The sequence below is a fragment of the Streptomyces panaciradicis genome (genome assembly GCF_023516615.1).
Lineage (GTDB): Bacteria > Actinomycetota > Actinomycetes > Streptomycetales > Streptomycetaceae > Streptomyces > Streptomyces panaciradicis.
Map to the genome: position 1 here is coordinate 38308 of NZ_JAMGBF010000109.1, position 18212 is coordinate 56519.

An 18212-nucleotide genomic window follows, 5' to 3' on the forward strand; every position below is an offset into this window, starting at 1 on the left:
CCCTCAGGTCGTACGGACAGGCGGGGTTCCGCCGGGACGGAACCCCGCTCGCAGGTCACTTGGTGTTGATGACCTTGTCGATGGCGCTGTCCGCGTCCTTCGCGGCGGCCTCGACCGACTTCTTGCCGGTGCCGATGTTCTGCAGCATCGTCTGCAGGACCTGGGCCTTCTCGACCTGGCCCCAGCCGGGCGCCATGGGGACGAACCAGTTGGACTCGGCCGCGGTGGCCGGGACCGCCGTCGCGGGGTCGTTCTTCAGGGTCGCGAGGTCGGTCTTGTTGTTGGGCAGGTTGCCCTTGGCCATCAGGCCCTTCTGGCCGGAGGGGCCGGTGAAGGCGTTGATCCACTCGGCGGCGACGCCCTGCGCCTTGGACTTGACCGGGATGGCGAGGTCCGAACCGCCCAGGAAGACGGGCATGTTCTTGCCGGACGGACCGGGCATCACGAAGTTCTCGAGGTTGTCCTTGAGCTTGCCGGTCTTGTCGTTCTTCGGGTCGGCGGAGGTCGCGCCCTCCCACGCGGCGCCGAAGATCATGCCGGACTTGCCCTGGCCGTAGACGATGTAACGGTCGGACTCGTCCTTGGTCTTGTCGCCGTGCATGTACTTGTCGACGACGTTCTTGAACTCGGTCAGGCCCTTGATGGACTCGGGCGAGGAGAGGTCGGCCTTCCACTGGCCGCCCTCCTCCTTGGCTATGGAGCCGCCGGCGTCGTAGACGAAGGACATGGCCGCGTACCAGTCACGGGTGGGCTGGTACCAGGCGGAGAACTTGTTCCCCTCCTTCTTCTGCACCTTGTCGAGGGCGGCGGTCAGTTCGGCGTACGTCTTCGGGGCGGACTTCACGCCGACCGAGGCGAAGAGGTCCTTGCGCCAGTTGGCGACGCGGCCGCCGGCGTAGTACGGGACGCCGTAGGTCTTGCCCTGGTAGGACACCGACGCCTTGAGGCCGTCGAGCCAGGCCGAGGAATTGTCGAACTTCGAGGCGTCGACCGGGGCGAAGGCGCCCTTGACCATGTAGCCGAGCATCTCGGTGTTGCCCATCTCGACCACGTCCGGCGCCTTGTCGGTGGCGAGGACCGCGTCGAGCTTGGTGTTCTTGTCCGGCCAGCCGTAGTACTCGTGCTTGATCTTGATGCCGGGGTGCTTCTTCTGCACGGCCGCGTCGGCCGCCTTCACCAGGTCCGGCCAGTTGTTCTGGGCGTCGACGGTGAGCCAGACGGTCAGCTCCTTGGCGTCGGTGCCGGACGTCGAGCTCTTGTTGTCGCTGCCCCCACACGCGGCGACCGAGACCATCATGCCCGCGATACCGATCGCGGCTGCCAGCTTGCGCTTCACGCCACCCTCCTCAGGGATGCCCACACCTCCCCGCCCATGCGCCGGGACCTGAACCAATGGTGTAGACCAGTACCGGGAGCTTGGACCAGACCAGGAAGCCTGTCAAGGGTGCTCGAAACCGCCCTGACCAGCCGTTATGCGACCTACATATGCAGGAACCTTTAAGTAAGAAGCCAGCGAAAAGAGCGTCGGCGGAGTACTCTCGTCCGCTAGACCACTTGGCCCTGTGGACTAGACCAACAAAGACGGCGACGGTATACAGAAGGGATCACGAAGTGACCCGCATCCGTCAGCCGGGAAGGCAGAGCATGAGCAGCGACGTCAGCAGTGCGGAGACCGAGGGCGGGGCAGGCGTCCGCACCGCGCGCGTGCCCAAGTACTACCGCCTCAAGAAGCATCTGCTCGACATGACGGAGACCCAGTCGCCCGGCACCCCCGTACCGCCCGAGCGCACCCTCGCCGCCGAGTTCGACACCTCCCGCACGACCGTGCGCCAGGCGCTGCAGGAGCTGGTGGTCGAGGGCCGGCTGGAACGCATCCAGGGCAAGGGCACCTTCGTGGCCAAGCCGAAGGTCTCCCAGGCCCTCCAGCTCACCTCCTACACCGAGGACATGCGCGCCCAGGGTCTGGAGCCGACCTCGCAGCTGCTGGACATCGGCTACATCACCGCCGACGACCGCCTCGCCGAGCTGCTCGACATCACCGCCGGCGGCCGGGTGCTGCGCATCGAGCGGCTGCGCATGGCCAACGGCGAGCCGATGGCCATCGAGACCACCCACCTCAGCGCCAAGCGCTTCCCCGCCCTGCGCAGGTCCCTCGTCAAGTACACGTCCCTCTACACGGCGTTGGCCGAGGTCTACGACGTCCACCTCGCCGAGGCCGAGGAGACCATCGAGACCTCACTGGCCACCCCGCGCGAGGCGGGCCTGCTCGGCACCGACGTCGGCCTGCCGATGCTGATGCTCTCCCGGCACTCCTTCGACAAGGACGGCGAGCCGGTGGAGTGGGTCCGCTCGGTGTACCGGGGCGACCGGTACAAGTTCGTGGCGCGACTGAAGAGGCCGATGGAGTAGCGCACTCGGTGGAGCGCAACCGCCGCCGCTGCTCCTCGCGCTCGCCCGGGGCGAGAACGCCTCCGCCGCCTGGATGGTGGCGGCGGCCCTGGGCGGACGGACCGTCAGGAGGAGGTCCCGCGCCAGGGCTTCCGCTGCCGTTGACACCGATGTCGGGCCTTCACGGAATCGACATACCGATATGCGGACGAGGTCTTCCGCTCCCGTGACGGCGTGACCTAGATTGCCTGCGCATTACATACGTGATCACAGGTGATGTGAGGGGACGGAGCCGCCGTATGTCCGATGTGCCTGAAGTGAGACCTCCGGTGGTGACCCCGGTCCGGGTGGTCATCGCCGTCTGCCTGATCGCGCCCTTCGTGGCGATGCTGTGGGTCGGTTCCTACGCCAAGACGGACCCGGCGTTCATCGGCATCCCGTTCTTCTACTGGTACCAGATGCTGTGGGTGCTGATCTCCACCGCGCTGACCATGACCGCGTACAAGCTGTGGCAGCGCGACCAGCGCTCCCGCGGCGTGCACAAGGGCGGTGAGGCGAAGTGAAGGACGGTGTGAACGGCGTCGCGCTCGGCGTCTTCGTCTTCTTCTTCGTGGCCGTCACGGTCATGGGCTTCCTGGCCGCGCGCTGGCGCCGGGCCGAGACCGAGCACTCGCTGGACGAATGGGGCCTGGGCGGCCGGTCGTTCGGCACCTGGATCACCTGGTTCCTGCTCGGCGGCGACCTGTACACGGCGTACACCTTCGTCGCCGTGCCGGCGGCGATCTACGCGGCGGGTGCGGCCGGCTTCTTCGCGGTGCCGTACACGATCCTCGTCTACCCGCTGATCTTCACCTTCCTGCCCCGCCTGTGGTCGGTCTCGCACCGCCACGGGTACGTCACCACCTCGGACTTCGTGCGCGGGCGGTTCGGCTCGAAGGGGCTGTCGCTGGCCGTCGCGCTGACCGGCATCCTCGCGACGATGCCGTACATCGCGCTCCAACTGGTCGGCATCCAGGCGGTGCTGGACGTGATGGGCGTCGGCGGCGGCGAGAACACCAACTGGTTCGTCAAGGACCTGCCGCTGCTGATCGCCTTCGGCGTGCTGGCCGCGTACACCTACTCGTCCGGTCTGCGGGCCCCCGCGCTGATCGCGTTCGTGAAGGACACGCTGATCTACATCGTCATCGCGGTGGCGATCATCTACATCCCGATCAAGCTGGGCGGCTTCGACGACATCTTCGCCAAGGCCGGCCAGGCGTTCAGCCAGACCAACCCGGTGACGGGCAAGCCGCGCGGCGCGCTGGCCCCGGCGGAGGCGACCCAGTGGACGTACGCGACCCTGGCGCTGGGCTCCGCGCTCGCCCTGTTCATGTATCCGCACTCGATCACCGCCACGCTCTCCTCCAAGAACCGTGACGTCATCCGCCGCAACACCACGATCCTGCCGCTGTACTCGCTGATGCTGGGTCTGCTGGCGCTGCTGGGCTTCATGGCGATCGCGGCCGGAGTCAAGGTCACCAACGGCCAGTTGGCGATCCCGCAGCTCTTCGAGGACATGTTCCCGAGCTGGTTCGCGGGCGTGGCCTTCGCGGCGATCGGCATCGGCGCGCTCGTCCCGGCGGCCATCATGTCCATCGCGGCCGCGAACCTGTTCACCCGCAACATCTACAAGGACTTCATCAAGCCGGACGCGACGCCCGCGCAGGAGACCAAGGTCTCCAAGCTGGTGTCCCTGCTGGTGAAGGTCGGCGCGCTGGTCTTCGTGCTGACCATGGACAAGACGGTCGCCATCAACTTCCAGCTGCTGGGCGGCATCTGGATCCTGCAGACCTTCCCGTCCCTGGTCGGCGGCCTGTTCACGCGCTGGTTCCACCGCTGGGCGCTGCTCGCCGGCTGGGCGGTCGGCATGGTCTACGGCACCCTCGCCGCGTACGGCGTCGCCTCGCCGACCAACCCTTCGCAGAAGCACTTCGGCGGCTCCAACGCGGAGATCCCGGGCATCGGCGAGATGGGCTACATCGGCCTGACGGCGTTCGTGCTCAACGTGGTCGTCACGGTGGTCCTGACCTTCGCCCTGAAGGCACTGAAGGCGCCGGACGGCGTCGACGAGACCAGGCCGGAGGACTACACGGCGGACGCGGGCGACGCGGGCGTCCAGGTGGAGCTGCCGCCGGCCACGGCGGGGACCTCGCACTAGGCACCACCGAGTGCCGCGAGTTCGGCGGGCCGTCGGAGGAATCCGGCGGCCCGTTGTCGTACCCGTCCGGCAGACTCGGACCCATGGACATCGTGGTCAGGCCGGTGGAACCCGGCGAGTTCGGCGCCCTCGGCGAGATCACCGCCGGGGCCTACGTCCAGGACGGCCTGCTGGCCTTCGGGGAGAGCGACTGGTACCTGGAGGAACTGCGCGACGTCGCCAAGCGCGCGGCGGCCGCCGACGTCCTGGTGGCCGTCCGCGACGGCAGCCTCCTCGGCGGCGTCACCTTCGTCCCCTCCGGCGGCCCGATGGCCGACCTCGCCCGCCCCGGGGAGGGCGAGATCCGCATGCTGGCCGTGGCCGGCGCGGCCCGCGGCCAGGGCGCCGGCGAGGCCCTCGTGCGGGCCTGCGTCGACCGCGCGAGGGTCGCGGAGTGCACCGGCGTGGTCCTGTGCACCCAGCCGAAGATGCGTGCCGCGCACCGCATCTACGAGCGCCTCGGCTTCCTCCGCGCGCCCGGCCGCGACTGGCGTCCGATCCCCGGTGACGCGTTCACGCTCCTCGCCTACGAGTTGACGCTCTGACACGCTCCGAAGTCGCCACGACACAACATATGGGGGCGGTGTTCCCACCCGGCACAAGATGTATGCTCATGCTCGCTGTCGCCGCAGGGGAATCCGGTGCGAATCCGGAACTGTCCCGCAACGGTGTACTCATGCGCGTTCGTCCGCGTATGGGCGTCAGTCCGAGGACCTGCCGACAGTGCGCCCAGGCCGCCGTGGCCCGGGTGCCATGACGTCCGGGCCTCGTGGAATGGGCCGGTGGACGCGACGCCGCGTGCGCTCGTGAGCTGCCCCCTGCCCGCAAGGCCCCGTGCCGAGCGAGGGAGAGCCCCACGTGACCATCGCGCCAGCCGATCCGGCTTCAGCGGCGACGGAGACCGACGGTCCCGGAACCGCACTGCTGCGGACCCTGACCGAGCTCACCGCCGACCTTCCCGACGCCGACCCCGGCCGGGTCGCCGCCGCGGCGCTGCGCGGCCGGTCGGCGCACGCCGACGAGGCGGAACTGCGCGAGCTGGCCACCGAGGCGGCTGCGGGCCTGATCTCCGAGGACCCCGACTACAGCAGGCTGGCCGCCCGGCTGCTGACCGTCTCCATCGCCGCCGAGGCCGCCTCGCAGGGCGTCACGTCGTTCACCGGGTCCGTCGCCGTCGGGCACCGCGAGGGCCTCATCGCCGACCGCACCGCCGAGTTCGTACGCGTCCACGGCGACCGCCTCGACGCGCTCATCGACCGCCGGGCGGACGACCGGTTCGGCTACTTCGGCCTGCGCACCCTGCACAGCCGCTACCTACTGCGGCACCCGATCACCCGCAAGGTGATCGAGACGCCCCAGCACTTCATGCTGCGGGTGGCCGCCGGTCTCGCCGAGGACGACAGCGTCCGCGCGCTGGACGAAGTCGCCGCCCTCTACGGCCTGATGAGCCGCCTGGACTACCTGCCCTCCTCCCCCACCCTGTTCAACTCCGGCACCCGCCACCCCCAGATGTCGTCCTGCTACCTCCTCGACTCCCCCAAGGACGAGCTGGACTCCATCTACGAGCGCTACCTCCAGGTCGCCCGCCTCTCCAAGCACGCCGGGGGCATCGGCATCGCCTACTCCCGCATCCGCGGCCGGGGTTCGCTGATCCGCGGCACCAACGGCCACTCCAACGGCATCGTCCCGTTCCTGAAGACCCTCGACGCCTCGGTCGCCGCCGTGAACCAGGGCGGCCGGCGCAAGGGCGCGGCCGCGGTGTACCTGGAGACCTGGCACTCCGACATCGAGGAGTTCCTGGAGCTGCGCGACAACACCGGCGAGGACGCCCGCCGTACGCACAACCTGAACCTCGCGCACTGGGTCCCGGACGAGTTCATGCGCCGGGTCGACGCCGACGAGCGCTGGTCGCTGTTCTCCCCGGCGGACGTGCCGGAGCTGGTGGACCTGTGGGGCGAGGAGTTCGACGCCGCCTACCGCAGGGCGGAGGCCGCGGGCCTCGCGAGGAAGACGCTCCCCGCCCGGGACCTGTACGGCCGCATGATGCGCACCCTGGCGCAGACCGGCAACGGCTGGATGACCTTCAAGGACGCGGCCAACCGCACCGCCAACCAGACCGCCGAGCCGGGCCACGTCGTGCACTCCTCCAACCTCTGCACGGAGATCCTGGAGGTCACCGACGACGGGGAGACGGCGGTGTGCAACCTGGGGTCGGTGAACCTCGGGGCGTTCGTCCGCGACGGCGACATGGACTGGGAGCGGCTGGACGAGACGGTCCGCACGGCCGTCACCTTCCTGGACCGCGTGGTCGACATCAACTTCTACCCGACCGAGCAGGCGGGCCGCTCCAACGCCCGCTGGCGCCCGGTGGGCCTGGGCGCGATGGGTCTGCAGGACGTCTTCTTCAAGCTGCGCCTGCCCTTCGACTCGCCCGAGGCCAGGCGGCTGTCGACGAGGATCGCCGAGCGGATCATGCTCGCCGCGTACGAGGCGTCCGCCGACCTCGCCGAGCGGAGCGGTCCGTTGCCGGCCTGGGAGAAGACCCGTACGGCCCGGGGTGTCCTGCACCCCGACCACTACGACGTGGAGCGGGCCTGGCCCGAGCGCTGGGCCGCCCTGCGCGAGCGCGTCGCCGCCGTCGGCCTGCGCAACGCCCTGCTCCTCGCGATCGCCCCGACCGCCACCATCGCCTCGATCGCCGGCGTCTACGAGTGCATCGAGCCGCAGGTGTCCAACCTGTTCAAGCGCGAGACGCTGTCCGGCGAGTTCCTCCAGGTCAACTCGTACCTGGTGCGGGAGCTGAAGGAGCTGGGCGTCTGGGACGCCCGGACCCGCGAGGCGCTGCGCGAGGCCAGCGGCTCGGTGCAGGACTTCGCCTGGATCCCGCAGGAGGTCAGGGCGCTGTACCGCACGGCGTGGGAGATCCCGCAGCGCGGGCTGATCGACATGGCAGCGGCGCGCACCCCGTACCTGGACCAGTCGCAGTCCCTGAACCTCTTCCTGGAGACGCCGACCATCGGCAAGCTCTCCTCGATGTACGCCTACGCCTGGAAGAAGGGCCTGAAGACGACGTACTACCTGCGCTCGCGCCCGGCGACGAGGATCGCCCGCGCCGCGCAGGCCGCTGTCCCCGTCCAGCAGACCGCCGACCCCGAAGCGGTCGCCTGCTCCCTGGAAAACCCCGAGTCCTGCGAGGCCTGCCAGTAATGACCACCCGCACCCAGAACCTCCTCGACCCCGGCTTCGAGCTCACGCTCCGCCCCATGCGCTACCCCGACTTCTACGAGCGCTACCGGGACGCCATCAAGAACACCTGGACCGTGGAGGAGGTCGACCTCCACTCGGACGTCGCCGACCTCGCGAAGCTGACGCCCGCCGAGCAGCACCTGATCGGGCGGCTGGTCGCGTTCTTCGCGACGGGCGACTCGATCGTGGCGAACAACCTGGTGCTGACGCTGTACAAGCACATCAACTCCCCCGAGGCGCGCCTGTATCTGTCGCGCCAGCTGTTCGAGGAGGCCGTGCACGTCCAGTTCTACCTGACCCTGCTGGACACCTACCTGCCCGATCCGGACGACCGCGCGGCGGCCTTCGCGGCGGTGGAGAACATCCCCTCGATCCGTGAGAAGGCGGAGTTCTGCTTCCGGTGGATGGACTCGGTGGAGAAGCTGGACCGCCTTCAGTCCCGGGCCGACCGCCGCCGCTTCCTGCTGAACCTGATCTGCTTCGCGGCCTGCATCGAGGGCCTGTTCTTCTACGGCGCCTTCGCCTACGTCTACTGGTTCCGCAGCCGGGGCCTGCTGCACGGCCTGGCCACCGGCACCAACTGGGTGTTCCGCGACGAGACGATGCACATGTCCTTCGCCTTCGACGTGGTCGACACCGTCCGCAAGGAGGAGCCGGACCTCTTCGACGACGCACTCCGGCAGCAGGTCACCGACATGCTGCACGAGGCCGTGGAGGCGGAGCTGCAGTTCGCCCGCGACCTGTGCGGCGACGGACTGCCCGGCATGAACACCGAGTCCATGCGCCAGTACCTGGAGTGCGTCGCCGACCAGCGCCTGGTCCGCCTCGGCTTCGCCCCCGTGTACGGCTCGGAGAACCCCTTCTCCTTCATGGAACTCCAGGGCGTGCAGGAGCTGACCAACTTCTTCGAGCGGCGGCCGTCGGCCTACCAGGTGGCGGTCGAGGGCACGGTCGATCTCGACGAGGACTTCTGACGCGGCACGTGTGATAGGCCTGCGGGGTGATCGGCCGTCTTCCGCTCGATGAGCAACTCGACGCCCTGCGGGCGGTGTTGTCCCGCAACAGCCTGCTGACCCAGGTGCTGGAGCGGGCCGCGACGATGGGGCTGCCCGGCTGGTATCTCACCGCCGGGTGCCTCTTCCAGACCGTCTGGAACGTCGTCACCGGCCGCCCGCCCACCGAGGGCATCAAGGACTACGACGTCTTCTACTTCGACGCCGGCGACCTGTCCTGGGAGGCCGAGGACGCGGTGATCAGGGCCGGCCGGGAGGTCTTCGCCGGTCTCCCGGCCGCGGTGGAGATCCGCAACGAGGCGCGGGTGCACCTGTGGTACGAGCGGAAGTTCGGGGTGCCGTGCCCGCCGTACGCGTCCAGTGAGGCGGCGATCGACGGCTTCGCCGCGACCACCTGCTGTCTGGGCGTGCGGCTGGAGGCCGGCGGGCGCTGGCGGGTGTACGCGCCGCACGGGCTGTCGGACGTGTTCGGCCTCGTCCTGCGCCCCAACCCGGTGCTCGCCCCGCGCTCGGTCTACGAGGCCAAGGCCGCCCGGTGGCGGGAGCAGTGGCCGGAACTGACCGTCCTGGAATGGCCCATGGACCGTCCATAGGGCCTCCATCCGCCGTCCATGGAGTTGCTATGGAGCGGCAAAGTTCTTCCGGCGCCCCTGTTGGGGTCTCGCGCGTCCCGGTTACGTTCTGGCCGTCCTGTCATGTTCACACAGCATCAGCGCAGGACCTCAAGTGTCATGCCCATGACGGTATCGCGCACCGCCGCCGCTACGCGCGTCACAGGCCTGCCACCCGCGTCGAGAACCCCACTCCCACGACGGAGGCAGTACCCCATGCGTGAGAAGCCCCGACGGAGTCTGCGAAGACTCCTGACCGCAGCCCTCCCCGCCCTCGCCCTCGGCGTCGCCGGACTCGTGTCCGCGCCGACCGTGCACGCCCAGCCCCAGGCCGGCGCCCCCCACTCCCGGACCACGCAGAACGCCAAGGCGCTCACCTCCCCCGACCGCCAGACGTTCCACTCGACCGGCAGGGCCGGCCAGAAGGTGCCCACCACGCACCTGTGCGCCACCGCCGCCCCCGGTCACGCGGCCTGCTTCGCCCAGCGCCGGACCGACATCAGGCAGCGGCTGGCCTCCGCGGTCGCCGCCGCCGCGCCCTCCGGCCTCAGCCCGGCCAACCTGCACAGCGCCTACAACCTGCCCTCGACGGGCGGGTCGGGCCTGACGGTCGCCGTCGTCGACGCCTACAACGACCCGAACGCCGAGTCGGACCTGGCCACCTACCGCTCCACCTACGGCCTGTCCTCGTGCACCAAGGCCAACGGCTGCTTCAAGCAGGTCAGCCAGACCGGTTCGACGACCTCGCTGCCGACCAACGACAGCGGCTGGGCCGGAGAGGAGGCGCTCGACCTCGACATGGTCAGCGCCGTCTGCCCGAACTGCAACATCATCCTCGTCGAGGCGAACTCCGCGAACGACACCGACCTCGGCATCGCCGAGAACGAGGCCGTGTCCCTCGGTGCCAAGTTCGTCTCCAACAGCTGGGGCGGCTCCGAGTCCTCCTCCCAGACCAGCGAGGACACCTCGTACTTCAAGCACCCGGGTGTCGCGATCACCGTCTCCGCAGGTGACTCCGCCTACGGCGCCGAGTACCCGGCGACCTCGCAGTACGTGACGGCGGTCGGCGGTACGGCCCTGTCCACGTCCTCCAACTCCCGCGGCTGGACCGAGTCGGTGTGGCACACCAGCTCGACCGAGGGCACCGGTTCGGGCTGCTCCGCGTACGACCCGAAGCCGAGCTGGCAGACCGACACCGGCTGCTCCAAGCGCATGGAGGCCGACGTCTCCGCCGTCGCTGACCCGGCCACCGGTGTGGCGGTCTACGACACCTACGGCGGCTCCGGCTGGGCGGTCTACGGCGGCACCAGCGCCTCCGCGCCGATCATCGCCGGCGTGTACGCCCTGGCCGGCACGCCCGGTTCGAGCGACTACCCGGCGAAGTACCCCTACAGCCACACGAGCAACCTGTACGACGTCACCAGCGGCAGCAACGGCTCCTGCTCCACGTCGTACTTCTGCACCGCGGCCACCGGCTACGACGGCCCGACCGGCTGGGGCACCCCGAACGGCACCACCGCCTTCACCGCCGGCAGCACCTCCGGCAACACGGTGACCGTCACCAACCCGGGCAGCCAGTCGACCGCGACCGGCGGCTCGGTCAGCCTCCAGGTCAACGCGAGCGACAGCGCGGGGGCGACGCTGACCTACAGCGCCTCCGGTCTGCCGACCGGGCTGTCCATCGGCAGCAGCACCGGCCTGATCTCCGGTACGGCGTCCACCGCGGGCACCTACCAGGTCACCGTGACCGCGAAGGACTCCACCGGCGCCTCCGGCTCGGCCTCCTTCACCTGGACCGTCGGCTCCTCCGGCTCCACCTGCACCTCGGCCCAGCTGCTGGGCAACCCCGGCTTCGAGTCGGGCAGCAGCACCTGGACCTCCTCCAGCGGGGTCATCACCAACTCCAGCGGTGAGAGCGCCCACGGCGGCTCGTACTACGCCTGGCTGGACGGCTACGGCTCCAGCCACACCGACACGCTCTCGCAGTCGGTGACCGTGCCCAGCGGCTGCAAGGCCACCTTCACCTTCTACCTGCACATCGACACCGCGGAGACCGGCAGCAGCGCGTACGACAAGCTGACGGTCAGCGCCGGTTCGACCACCCTGGCGACGTACTCGAACCTGAACGCCGCCTCCGGCTACGCGCAGAAGTCCCTCGACCTGAGCTCGTACGCGGGCTCGACCGTCACCCTGAAGTTCAGCGGTGTCGAGGACTCCTCGCTGCAGACCAGCTTCGTCGTCGACGACACCGCCGTCACCACGAGCTGAGCACCGCCCGACACCGGAGCCCCGGCCGCCGCCTTCGCGGCCGGGGTTCCGGCCTGCCCGGGAGTGGATCCGAAGATGTGGGTGACACGTCAAAAGGGAGAGGAGGCCCCCCATGCGTCGATCGATCCCCCACACGGCCCTCGCCGTCACCGCGCTCGCCCTCGCGCTCGCCGGCTGCGGCGGGCAGACAGACAGCGGCAAGGGCGGCGACAGCGGCACCGTGTCGTCCTCCCCCACACCCGCCCCCAGCACCACACCCACACTCACGCCCTCGCCCTCGCCCTCGGCGAGTGCCACCGGCTGCGCGCCCGCCGCCACGCTGGACGTCCACGACAGCGGCCGTACGGTCTGCCTGTCGGTGGGCGACACGATCCGGATCAGCCTGGACGGGACCGCCAAGCGGCCCTGGAAGCCGGTCACCGCCGACGGCTCCGGGCTGCAGGCCGTCAACAGCGGCTTCGTGCTGCAGCCCGGCGACGCCAGCGCCGCGTTCAGGGCCGTGTCCGACGGCAGGACCCGGCTTCGGTCCACGCGGCCGCTGTGCGCCACGCAGACCGGCCGGGTCTCGTGCCTGGGGATTCAGGAGTGGTGGGTCACCGTGGTGGTGAAGTAGCGCGGGCGCGCCTCGCGCGGCCCCGGTCCGGCGCCCGCCTCCCGGCGCGCGCGGTCGGCCTCGCGGATCTGCCGGTCGGCACGACGGTCGCGCGCGATGCCGAGCACGGACGGCAGGACCAGGAGAACGAGGATTGCGAGAACGGTCAGCATGCCGATCAGTCCTTCGATGTGTGCCGTATCCATGGACACCACTGTCGCGCCGTTGACTCCTTACCAACAGTGGCAGGACTGCCGTACCCCCTCGAAAAACTGCCAACGGCGAGGCACACTGGACGCATGCTGCAGAACGTCGCCGCCGTCGTGCTGGACGGTGTGAACCCCTTCGAACTGGCCGTCGTCTGCGAGGTCTTCGGCACCGACCGCAGCGACGACGGACTGCCCGTGTACGACTTCGCGGTCGCCTCGGCCGAGGGACCGGTCCTCGGCACGCGCTCCGGCTTCTCCCTGCACGTCGAGCACGGGCTGGAGCGGCTGGAGGAGGCTGACCTGATCGCCGTGCCCGCCGGGGCGCGCTTCGAGACGCGCGCGTTCCCGCCGGAGCTGCTCGACGCGCTGCGCCGGGGCGTGGACCGCGGCGCCCGGGTGCTCAGCGTCTGCTCCGGTGTCTTCGTGCTGGCCGCGGCCGGGCTGCTGGACGACCGGCGCTGCGCCGTGCACTGGCACCACGCGGACGAGCTGGCACGGGCCTACCCGCGGCTGACGGTGGAGCCGGACGTCCTCTACGTCGACGAGGACCCGGTGATCACCTCGGCCGGCACGGCCGCCGGCATCGACGCCTGTCTGCACCTGGTGCGCAAGGAGCAGGGGCCGGAGGTCGCCAACAAGATCGCCCGGCGGATGGTCGTGCCGCCGCACCGCGACGGCGGGCAGGCGCAGTACATCGAGCGCCCGCTGCCGAAGAAGGCGTGCGACACCGTCGGCGAGGTCCTGGCGTGGATGGAGCGGCACCTCGACGAGGAGGTCACCGTCGAGCAGCTCGCCGAGCGCGCCCACATGTCGCCGCGCACCTTCGCCCGCCGCTTCCAGCAGGAGACGGGGACGACCCCCTACCGCTGGATCCTGCGCCAGCGCGTACTGCTGGCCCAGCGGCTGCTGGAAGCGACGGACGAGACGGTGGACGCGATCGCCGGACGGACGGGCTTCGGCAACGCGGCCGCGCTGCGCCACCAGTTCGTCCAGGCGATCGGGACCACCCCGCAGGCCTACCGGCGTACCTTCAGGGGCCCTGAGGCGGCCGCCTGACCCCGCTCAGCGTGCCACCGGCCGCAGCCTCAGCCCGCGTGGACGCAGCGTGATGCCGATGCGGGTGCGGGCGTCGGAGTCCGGCGTCTGCTCCAGCCGGAAGGCGCGCGCCACCTCCGCGGTGACGAGCGTCAGCTCGGCCATCGAGAAGTGGTCGGCCGGGCACTTGCGGTTGCCGACGCTGAACGGGCTCATCGCGTACTTCGGCACCTCGGCGGACCGCTCGGGCAGCCAGCGGTCGGGGTCGAACTCCTCGTGCCGTCCGAACGAGCGCGCGTCGCGCTGGATCGCGTACGGGCTGTACACGATGTCGGCACCGGCCGGAATTCGGTAACCGCCCAGCGTCGTGTCCGTCACCGCGCGCCGGGTCAATATCCATACCGACGGATGCAGCCGCATTGTCTCGACCACCACATTCGCGGTGTACGTCAGCTTCCGTACGTCCTCGAATGCGATCGGCCCCTCGCCGGCGACGCCATTCGCCTCGTTCCGGATCTTGTCGGCCAGATCCGGGTGCTCGGTGAGCACCAGGAGCAGTGACATGACCATCGAGCCGATGGATTCGTCGCCGGCGGTGAGCATGGCGACGACCTGGTCATGGATCTCCTGCTCGCCGATCGGATCGCCATTCCCGTCCCGCGCCTCCAGCAAAGCCGTGAGCAAATCGTTCGGCTTTTGACCGGATGCCCGGCGCTCGGCGACGATCTCGTCGACCAGGAGGTGCAGATCGGCCAGCGCCCGATTGAATTCGCGGTTGGCCGGAAGCGGCACCCGATAAAGCGGTCCGAGAGGCACGACCATGCGTTGGTACATACCTCGGAACAGGGTGGCGAGGGCGCTGGAGATGCGTTCGGCGCGGTTTTCGTTGCATGTGTCGTGCATCAGACAGCGCACCGAGATCCGCACGGCAAGCCGGAACGCCTCGGTGGTGGCGTCGACGCTCTCGCGGGAGCGCCAGCGGGCCACCAGCGCGCGGACCTCCTCCTCCATGACGGGGCCGTAGCGGGGGATGGCGTCGAGCCGGAACGCGGGCTGGATGGTGCGGCGCTGGCGCCGGTGCAGCGGACCGTTGGCGGTGGCCACGCCCTCCTTGCCGAGCAGGCCCTCCAGGGACTCCCACAGCGGTCCGGCGATGATGTAGTCGGGGCTGAGGGCGATGGCCCCGGTCAGTTCGGGGACGGTGACGGCGTACACCGTCTTGGGGCCGAGCCGCAGGCGTACGACGTCTCCCTGCTCGCGCAGTCCCGTCAGGAAGACGAGCGGGTCGCGGACCAGCTTCCAGCCGTGGCCGAGCAGCGGCAGCGCGCCGTCGGCGAGCGGTGGCTCACCCGGTTTCGCCTCCGTGTGCGTCCGGGGTTCGGGGGTGACGGACTCGACGGTCATTTCTCACCTGCCGCTTCGTTGTCGACGTACGGGGGTGTGGACCGGTCGTCCCAGCTGTCGACCATGTAACGGCCGGACTCGTGGTGGAACCAGTAGACGGTGGAGAACCAGTTCCGCATATTGCCGACGCAGGCCCGTACGGCGAGGCTCAGTTCTTTTCCGCGTACGGTGCCGTCGGCGAGGTCGTCGGCGAATCGCAGGGCGTGGCGTTCGACGAATATGAATTCGTTGATGCATTTCTCCACGCGCCGCCGCACTTCGGCGATCGCCTCTTCCAGGGTCAGCCCCTCGTGTTTGATGAGACTGATGCCGAGATTGTGGACCTCGTCGCCCGCTATTTCCTTGGGAAGCGAACACAGGTCGTTGTACCAGGCGGCGAATTCCTGACTCAGCAGGGCAGCCCGCCGGTAAGCCGGGTGTTTCCGTACGGCGTCCGGGAGTTCACACCCGGCGGCGGCCTCCAGAAGGTCGGTCCAGATCCAGTGCGCGAAGGTGAGCCGGCGGAGTTCCAGGTATTCCTCGACCGCCGGGACGACTCCCTCGGTGCGGTTGTGGAACTCGCGGTCGTACGCCTCGATGACCGCGTGGAAGTGCCGCGCGAAGCGGGCGTTCCAGGTGCCCGGCAGGAACGAGTACAGGCGCACCATGCTGTCCGCGAACGCCGCGACCAGCGGGTCCTGGTGGCGCAGGTACTCCTGCGGGGAGTCGAGCGCCGCGTGCAGGCCGAGCCGGAGCCGGCGCCAGGCCTCCGGGCGGCGGTGGACGATGTCCCGGTCGTGCCGGTCGTCCCAGACGAAGAACCACGCGCTGTAGTCGGCTATCGCCTGAAGGACCTCGTCGGGGGCGCCCAGGTAGTACCCCGCCATGAGGTCGGTGTAGCAAAGTCGGTCGGCATATTCCTTCACCTTGTGCGCCGGCATGAGCCGTTTTCGCAGCAGCCAGGTGCGCGTTGTCTCCTGGAGCCGAGGCCAATACGGGTGCAGTTGCCGGGGAAACGCCGCCTCGATCACCGGAAGGGACAGTGATGGTGGGACCGCGGTCGGCGTCGCGGTCGACGTGGTGCTGTGTGGGAAAGCAGGCACGAACAAGCCCCTCTCAGCCGCCAGTTTCGCACGCCCCTCGCACTGTGCCGGGCGTGCGCCGTTGCGTATCCCCGCACTGACTATTCAGCACCACAACTGACCGATCTGGGAACGCATTTGCTTCATTCACTACCCCACAGTGCCGGGATTCTCCCCTTGCGCGACGTGTTTCCGACCGATACGGGCGCGGCTCCGACCGGACGTGCGAGGGACACACGAACGGCGCCTGTTCTCCGTGTGGTTGACGAACAGGCGCCGTGCGCAAGGGGGTTGTGGGCCGTCAGTCGTTCGCGACCACCGGGTAGCGGGGCTCGTTCTCGGCCATCTGCCGCAGCGCGTCCTTGCGTTCGCGCTTGGAGAGGCGGTCGATGTACAGGTAGCCGTACAGGTGGTCGGTCTCGTGCTGCAAACAGCGAGCGAAGTAGCCGGTGCCGCGCACCTTGATCGGGTTGCCCTTCTCGTCCTGCCCGGTCACCTCGGCGTAGTCCGGGCGGGCCAGCGGCGCGTACGCGGTCGGCACGGACAGGCAGCCCTCGTTGCTGTCGTCGAGCCGGCGCTGGTCCGCGGGCAGGTCGACCAGCTTGGGGTTGCACACGACACCGACGTGCCGCGTGCCCTCGTCGTCCCCGCAGTCGTAGACGAAGACCTTCAGGTCCACGCCGATCTGGTTGGCGGCCAGGCCCACGCCCTCGGCGGTGCGCTGCGAGGCGAACATGTCCGCGACCAGCTGCTGCAGCTCCTCACCGAAGTCGGTGACGTCCTTGCACTCCTTGTGCAGCACCGGATTCCCGACGACCGTGATGGGCCGCGAGGTCCCGGCCGCACGCCAGGCCGACTCCCGCTCCTCGCAGTCCTGGGTGTCGATGACGAAACCCTCGTCGTCCACGGGGAGCACGCCCGCGTGCTGCTGATCGGTGTCCTGCTGCGCCATGCCGACGATGCCTTCCTCAAAACAGGGGTTCACTGCTGATACAGGGTACGTGGACGCGCCCCTCCAGGGGCGCGGGACAGTGTCGCTGTGCGGCTCCGCCGCGTGGGCGCGACCAGCCCCCACGGACCCGCGGGCGGCAACGGCGCTAACAGACCTCCTCGAGATCCCGCCAGTCCCTCGACTCCGGACTGTCGGCGACCCACCCGTCCAGCAACCCCCGTACCAGCGACGCCGGCGCAGCCACCCCGCACTCCCGCTCCGGCACCCACAACTGCCCGTCGGTCCGGTGCCCCAGCGGCCCGGGATGCCCCGGCTCACTGTGGTCGTGCGGATCGAGGTGCTCCCCGTCGCCCTCGTCGGACGGCATCCGGGACTCACTGCACATGCGGCACAGCAACCGCACCGACGACGACCAGTCCTCCGCGGCGAACCCCGCGTCCGCGGCCAGCTGCTCCAGCGCGTCCCGGTCGGCCTCGGTCGCCGCCTCCAGCAGCACCACCCAGGTCGGCACCGGCGACGGCGCCCACAGCTCGATCTCGTCGAAGACGGGGTAGGCGTGCCCGGCCGCCGTGGTGCGCTCGCCGTGGGGCACGCCGTCGTGCAGGACGACCTCGCCCCAGCGCCGGCCGGACGACGGCAGCGGGATCGACAGCACCTCGATCCGGGCGGGGTCCAGCCGCCGCCCCCACACCACCTCGGCCTCGCCCTCCGGCGACAGCCGTACGGCCGCGCTGCCGAGCTCCATGCCGACGGGCTCGCCGCCCGCCGCGACCGCGCCCGGCACCCGCAGTCCGTAGGCCTGCCAGGCCCGCCGGGCCAGCGGCCAGTCCTGCAGGGCGGTGGCCGCGATGCCGACGTTCCACCAGTCGGGCGCGCCGGTCTCCTTGTCGAGCAGGGCGACGGCGCGCAGGCCGGCCGCGCGGGCCTGCTCCCAGTCGTGCCGGAACTTGTGCAGCAGGGCGAGGTTGAACCAGGACTCCGACAGCCAGGGCTCCAGATCGGCCGCTCGCGTCAGCAGCGCGCCCGCGTCCTCGTACCGGCCGTCGCCGATGAGCGTGAACGCGCGATCGGTGGCCTGCCGCCAGGAGGCGGAGGGCCGGTGTCGTCCCTTGCCGAAGATCCTCACGATTCCCGCCTGCCAGTTCCGTGGAGTGGGCCGGCCCGGAGTCTGCCCCCGGACACCCTCTCATTCGCATC

16 protein-coding genes and 1 riboswitch are annotated in these 18212 nt (G+C 69.8%); of the genes, 10 read left to right on the forward strand and 6 right to left on the reverse strand.

Annotated features, from left to right (window positions below):
* Nucleotides 1–55 precede the first annotated feature (55 nt).
* Complete coding sequence (locus M8J74_RS31100) at nucleotides 56–1336, reverse strand: extracellular solute-binding protein (RefSeq protein ID WP_249839631.1); 1281 nt, start codon at nucleotides 1334–1336, stop codon at nucleotides 56–58.
* Nucleotides 1337–1644: 308 nt separating this feature from the next.
* On the opposite strand from M8J74_RS31100, the gene M8J74_RS31105 reads away from it, so the two are divergent.
* From M8J74_RS31105 to M8J74_RS31145, 9 genes are all read left to right on the forward strand, one after another.
* On the forward strand, nucleotides 1645–2409 hold the full coding sequence (locus M8J74_RS31105; protein ID WP_058923303.1) for a GntR family transcriptional regulator: 765 nt from the start codon (nucleotides 1645–1647) through the stop codon (nucleotides 2407–2409).
* A gap of 278 nt (nucleotides 2410–2687) precedes the next feature.
* Entirely contained in the window at nucleotides 2688–2951 is a 264-nt protein-coding gene (locus tag M8J74_RS31110; protein ID WP_249839632.1) for a DUF3311 domain-containing protein, read from the forward strand.
* The gene (gene mctP, locus M8J74_RS31115; protein WP_249839633.1) at nucleotides 2948–4585 is read left to right on the forward strand and encodes a monocarboxylate uptake permease MctP; all 1638 of its coding nucleotides are present in this window, start codon (nucleotides 2948–2950) and stop codon (nucleotides 4583–4585) included. Before M8J74_RS31110 ends, mctP begins: the two co-directional genes overlap by 4 nt.
* A gap of 83 nt (nucleotides 4586–4668) precedes the next feature.
* Nucleotides 4669–5169 carry a GNAT family N-acetyltransferase gene (locus M8J74_RS31120; RefSeq protein ID WP_249839634.1) on the forward strand — a complete coding sequence of 167 codons (501 nt, stop codon included), beginning with the start codon at nucleotides 4669–4671 and terminating at the stop codon, nucleotides 5167–5169.
* 62 nt (nucleotides 5170–5231) lie between these two features.
* A riboswitch (cobalamin riboswitch) is annotated at nucleotides 5232–5360 on the forward strand.
* Between the two features lie 122 nt (nucleotides 5361–5482).
* The gene (locus M8J74_RS31125; RefSeq protein ID WP_249839635.1) at nucleotides 5483–7831 is read left to right on the forward strand and encodes a ribonucleoside-diphosphate reductase subunit alpha; all 2349 of its coding nucleotides are present in this window, start codon (nucleotides 5483–5485) and stop codon (nucleotides 7829–7831) included.
* The gene (locus tag M8J74_RS31130; RefSeq protein ID WP_249839636.1) at nucleotides 7831–8844 is read left to right on the forward strand and encodes a ribonucleotide-diphosphate reductase subunit beta; all 1014 of its coding nucleotides are present in this window, start codon (nucleotides 7831–7833) and stop codon (nucleotides 8842–8844) included. The genes M8J74_RS31125 and M8J74_RS31130 overlap by 1 nt, the downstream gene beginning before the upstream one ends.
* Before the next feature lie 26 nt (nucleotides 8845–8870).
* Entirely contained in the window at nucleotides 8871–9476 is a 606-nt protein-coding gene (locus M8J74_RS31135; RefSeq protein WP_249839637.1) for a nucleotidyltransferase family protein, read from the forward strand.
* Nucleotides 9477–9710: 234 nt separating this feature from the next.
* Nucleotides 9711–11762 carry a putative Ig domain-containing protein gene (locus M8J74_RS31140; protein WP_249839638.1) on the forward strand — a complete coding sequence of 684 codons (2052 nt, stop codon included), beginning with the start codon at nucleotides 9711–9713 and terminating at the stop codon, nucleotides 11760–11762.
* A gap of 112 nt (nucleotides 11763–11874) precedes the next feature.
* Nucleotides 11875–12375, forward strand: coding sequence for a protease inhibitor I42 family protein (locus M8J74_RS31145; protein WP_249839639.1), 501 nt, complete (start codon nucleotides 11875–11877; stop codon nucleotides 12373–12375).
* On the opposite strand, the gene M8J74_RS31150 is transcribed toward M8J74_RS31145, so the two are convergent.
* A complete protein-coding gene (locus M8J74_RS31150; RefSeq protein WP_162494003.1) occupies nucleotides 12342–12560 on the reverse strand; it encodes a hypothetical protein in 219 nt (72 codons plus the stop codon). The two genes, M8J74_RS31145 and M8J74_RS31150, sit on opposite strands and share 34 nt — an antisense overlap.
* A 93-nt stretch (nucleotides 12561–12653) precedes the next feature.
* Here M8J74_RS31150 and M8J74_RS31155 point away from each other — a divergent pair, with 93 nt between their 5' ends.
* Nucleotides 12654–13619, forward strand: a complete 966-nt coding sequence (locus M8J74_RS31155) for a GlxA family transcriptional regulator (protein ID WP_249839640.1) — start codon at nucleotides 12654–12656, stop codon at nucleotides 13617–13619.
* Between the two features lie 6 nt (nucleotides 13620–13625).
* Here M8J74_RS31155 and M8J74_RS31160 read toward each other — a convergent pair whose 3' ends face one another.
* The 4 genes from M8J74_RS31160 to M8J74_RS31175 all read right to left on the reverse strand — a co-directional run bounded on the left by M8J74_RS31160 (nucleotide 13626) and on the right by M8J74_RS31175 (nucleotide 18141).
* Nucleotides 13626–15002 carry a bifunctional albaflavenone monooxygenase/terpene synthase gene (locus M8J74_RS31160; RefSeq protein WP_249839641.1) on the reverse strand — a complete coding sequence of 459 codons (1377 nt, stop codon included), beginning with the start codon at nucleotides 15000–15002 and terminating at the stop codon, nucleotides 13626–13628.
* Nucleotides 14999–16084 carry an epi-isozizaene synthase gene (cyc1, locus tag M8J74_RS31165; RefSeq protein WP_249839642.1) on the reverse strand — a complete coding sequence of 362 codons (1086 nt, stop codon included), beginning with the start codon at nucleotides 16082–16084 and terminating at the stop codon, nucleotides 14999–15001. Before cyc1 ends, M8J74_RS31160 begins: the two co-directional genes overlap by 4 nt.
* A gap of 280 nt (nucleotides 16085–16364) precedes the next feature.
* Complete coding sequence (def, locus tag M8J74_RS31170) at nucleotides 16365–17015, reverse strand: peptide deformylase (RefSeq protein WP_249839643.1); 651 nt, start codon at nucleotides 17013–17015, stop codon at nucleotides 16365–16367.
* Between the two features lie 145 nt (nucleotides 17016–17160).
* Nucleotides 17161–18141, reverse strand: coding sequence for a tetratricopeptide repeat protein (locus tag M8J74_RS31175; RefSeq protein ID WP_058923317.1), 981 nt, complete (start codon nucleotides 18139–18141; stop codon nucleotides 17161–17163).
* Nucleotides 18142–18212 lie beyond the last annotated feature (71 nt).

What these genes read in the sequence shown, in the direction of transcription:
- M8J74_RS31105 (WP_058923303.1), top strand. Translation starts at nt 1,645, where the DNA reads ATGAGCAGCGACGTCAGCAGTGCGGAGACCGAGGGCGGGGCAGGCGTC.
- M8J74_RS31110 (WP_249839632.1), top strand. Translation starts at nt 2,688, where the DNA reads ATGTCCGATGTGCCTGAAGTGAGACCTCCGGTGGTGACCCCGGTCCGG.
- M8J74_RS31120 (WP_249839634.1), top strand. Translation starts at nt 4,669, where the DNA reads ATGGACATCGTGGTCAGGCCGGTGGAACCCGGCGAGTTCGGCGCCCTC.
- M8J74_RS31130 (WP_249839636.1), top strand. Translation starts at nt 7,831, where the DNA reads ATGACCACCCGCACCCAGAACCTCCTCGACCCCGGCTTCGAGCTCACG.
- M8J74_RS31140 (WP_249839638.1), top strand. Translation starts at nt 9,711, where the DNA reads ATGCGTGAGAAGCCCCGACGGAGTCTGCGAAGACTCCTGACCGCAGCC.
- M8J74_RS31145 (WP_249839639.1), top strand. Translation starts at nt 11,875, where the DNA reads ATGCGTCGATCGATCCCCCACACGGCCCTCGCCGTCACCGCGCTCGCC.
- M8J74_RS31150 (WP_162494003.1), bottom strand. Translation starts at nt 12,560, where the DNA reads ATGGATACGGCACACATCGAAGGACTGATCGGCATGCTGACCGTTCTC.
- M8J74_RS31155 (WP_249839640.1), top strand. Translation starts at nt 12,654, where the DNA reads ATGCTGCAGAACGTCGCCGCCGTCGTGCTGGACGGTGTGAACCCCTTC.
- M8J74_RS31160 (WP_249839641.1), bottom strand. Translation starts at nt 15,002, where the DNA reads ATGACCGTCGAGTCCGTCACCCCCGAACCCCGGACGCACACGGAGGCG.
- def (WP_249839643.1), bottom strand. Translation starts at nt 17,015, where the DNA reads ATGGCGCAGCAGGACACCGATCAGCAGCACGCGGGCGTGCTCCCCGTG.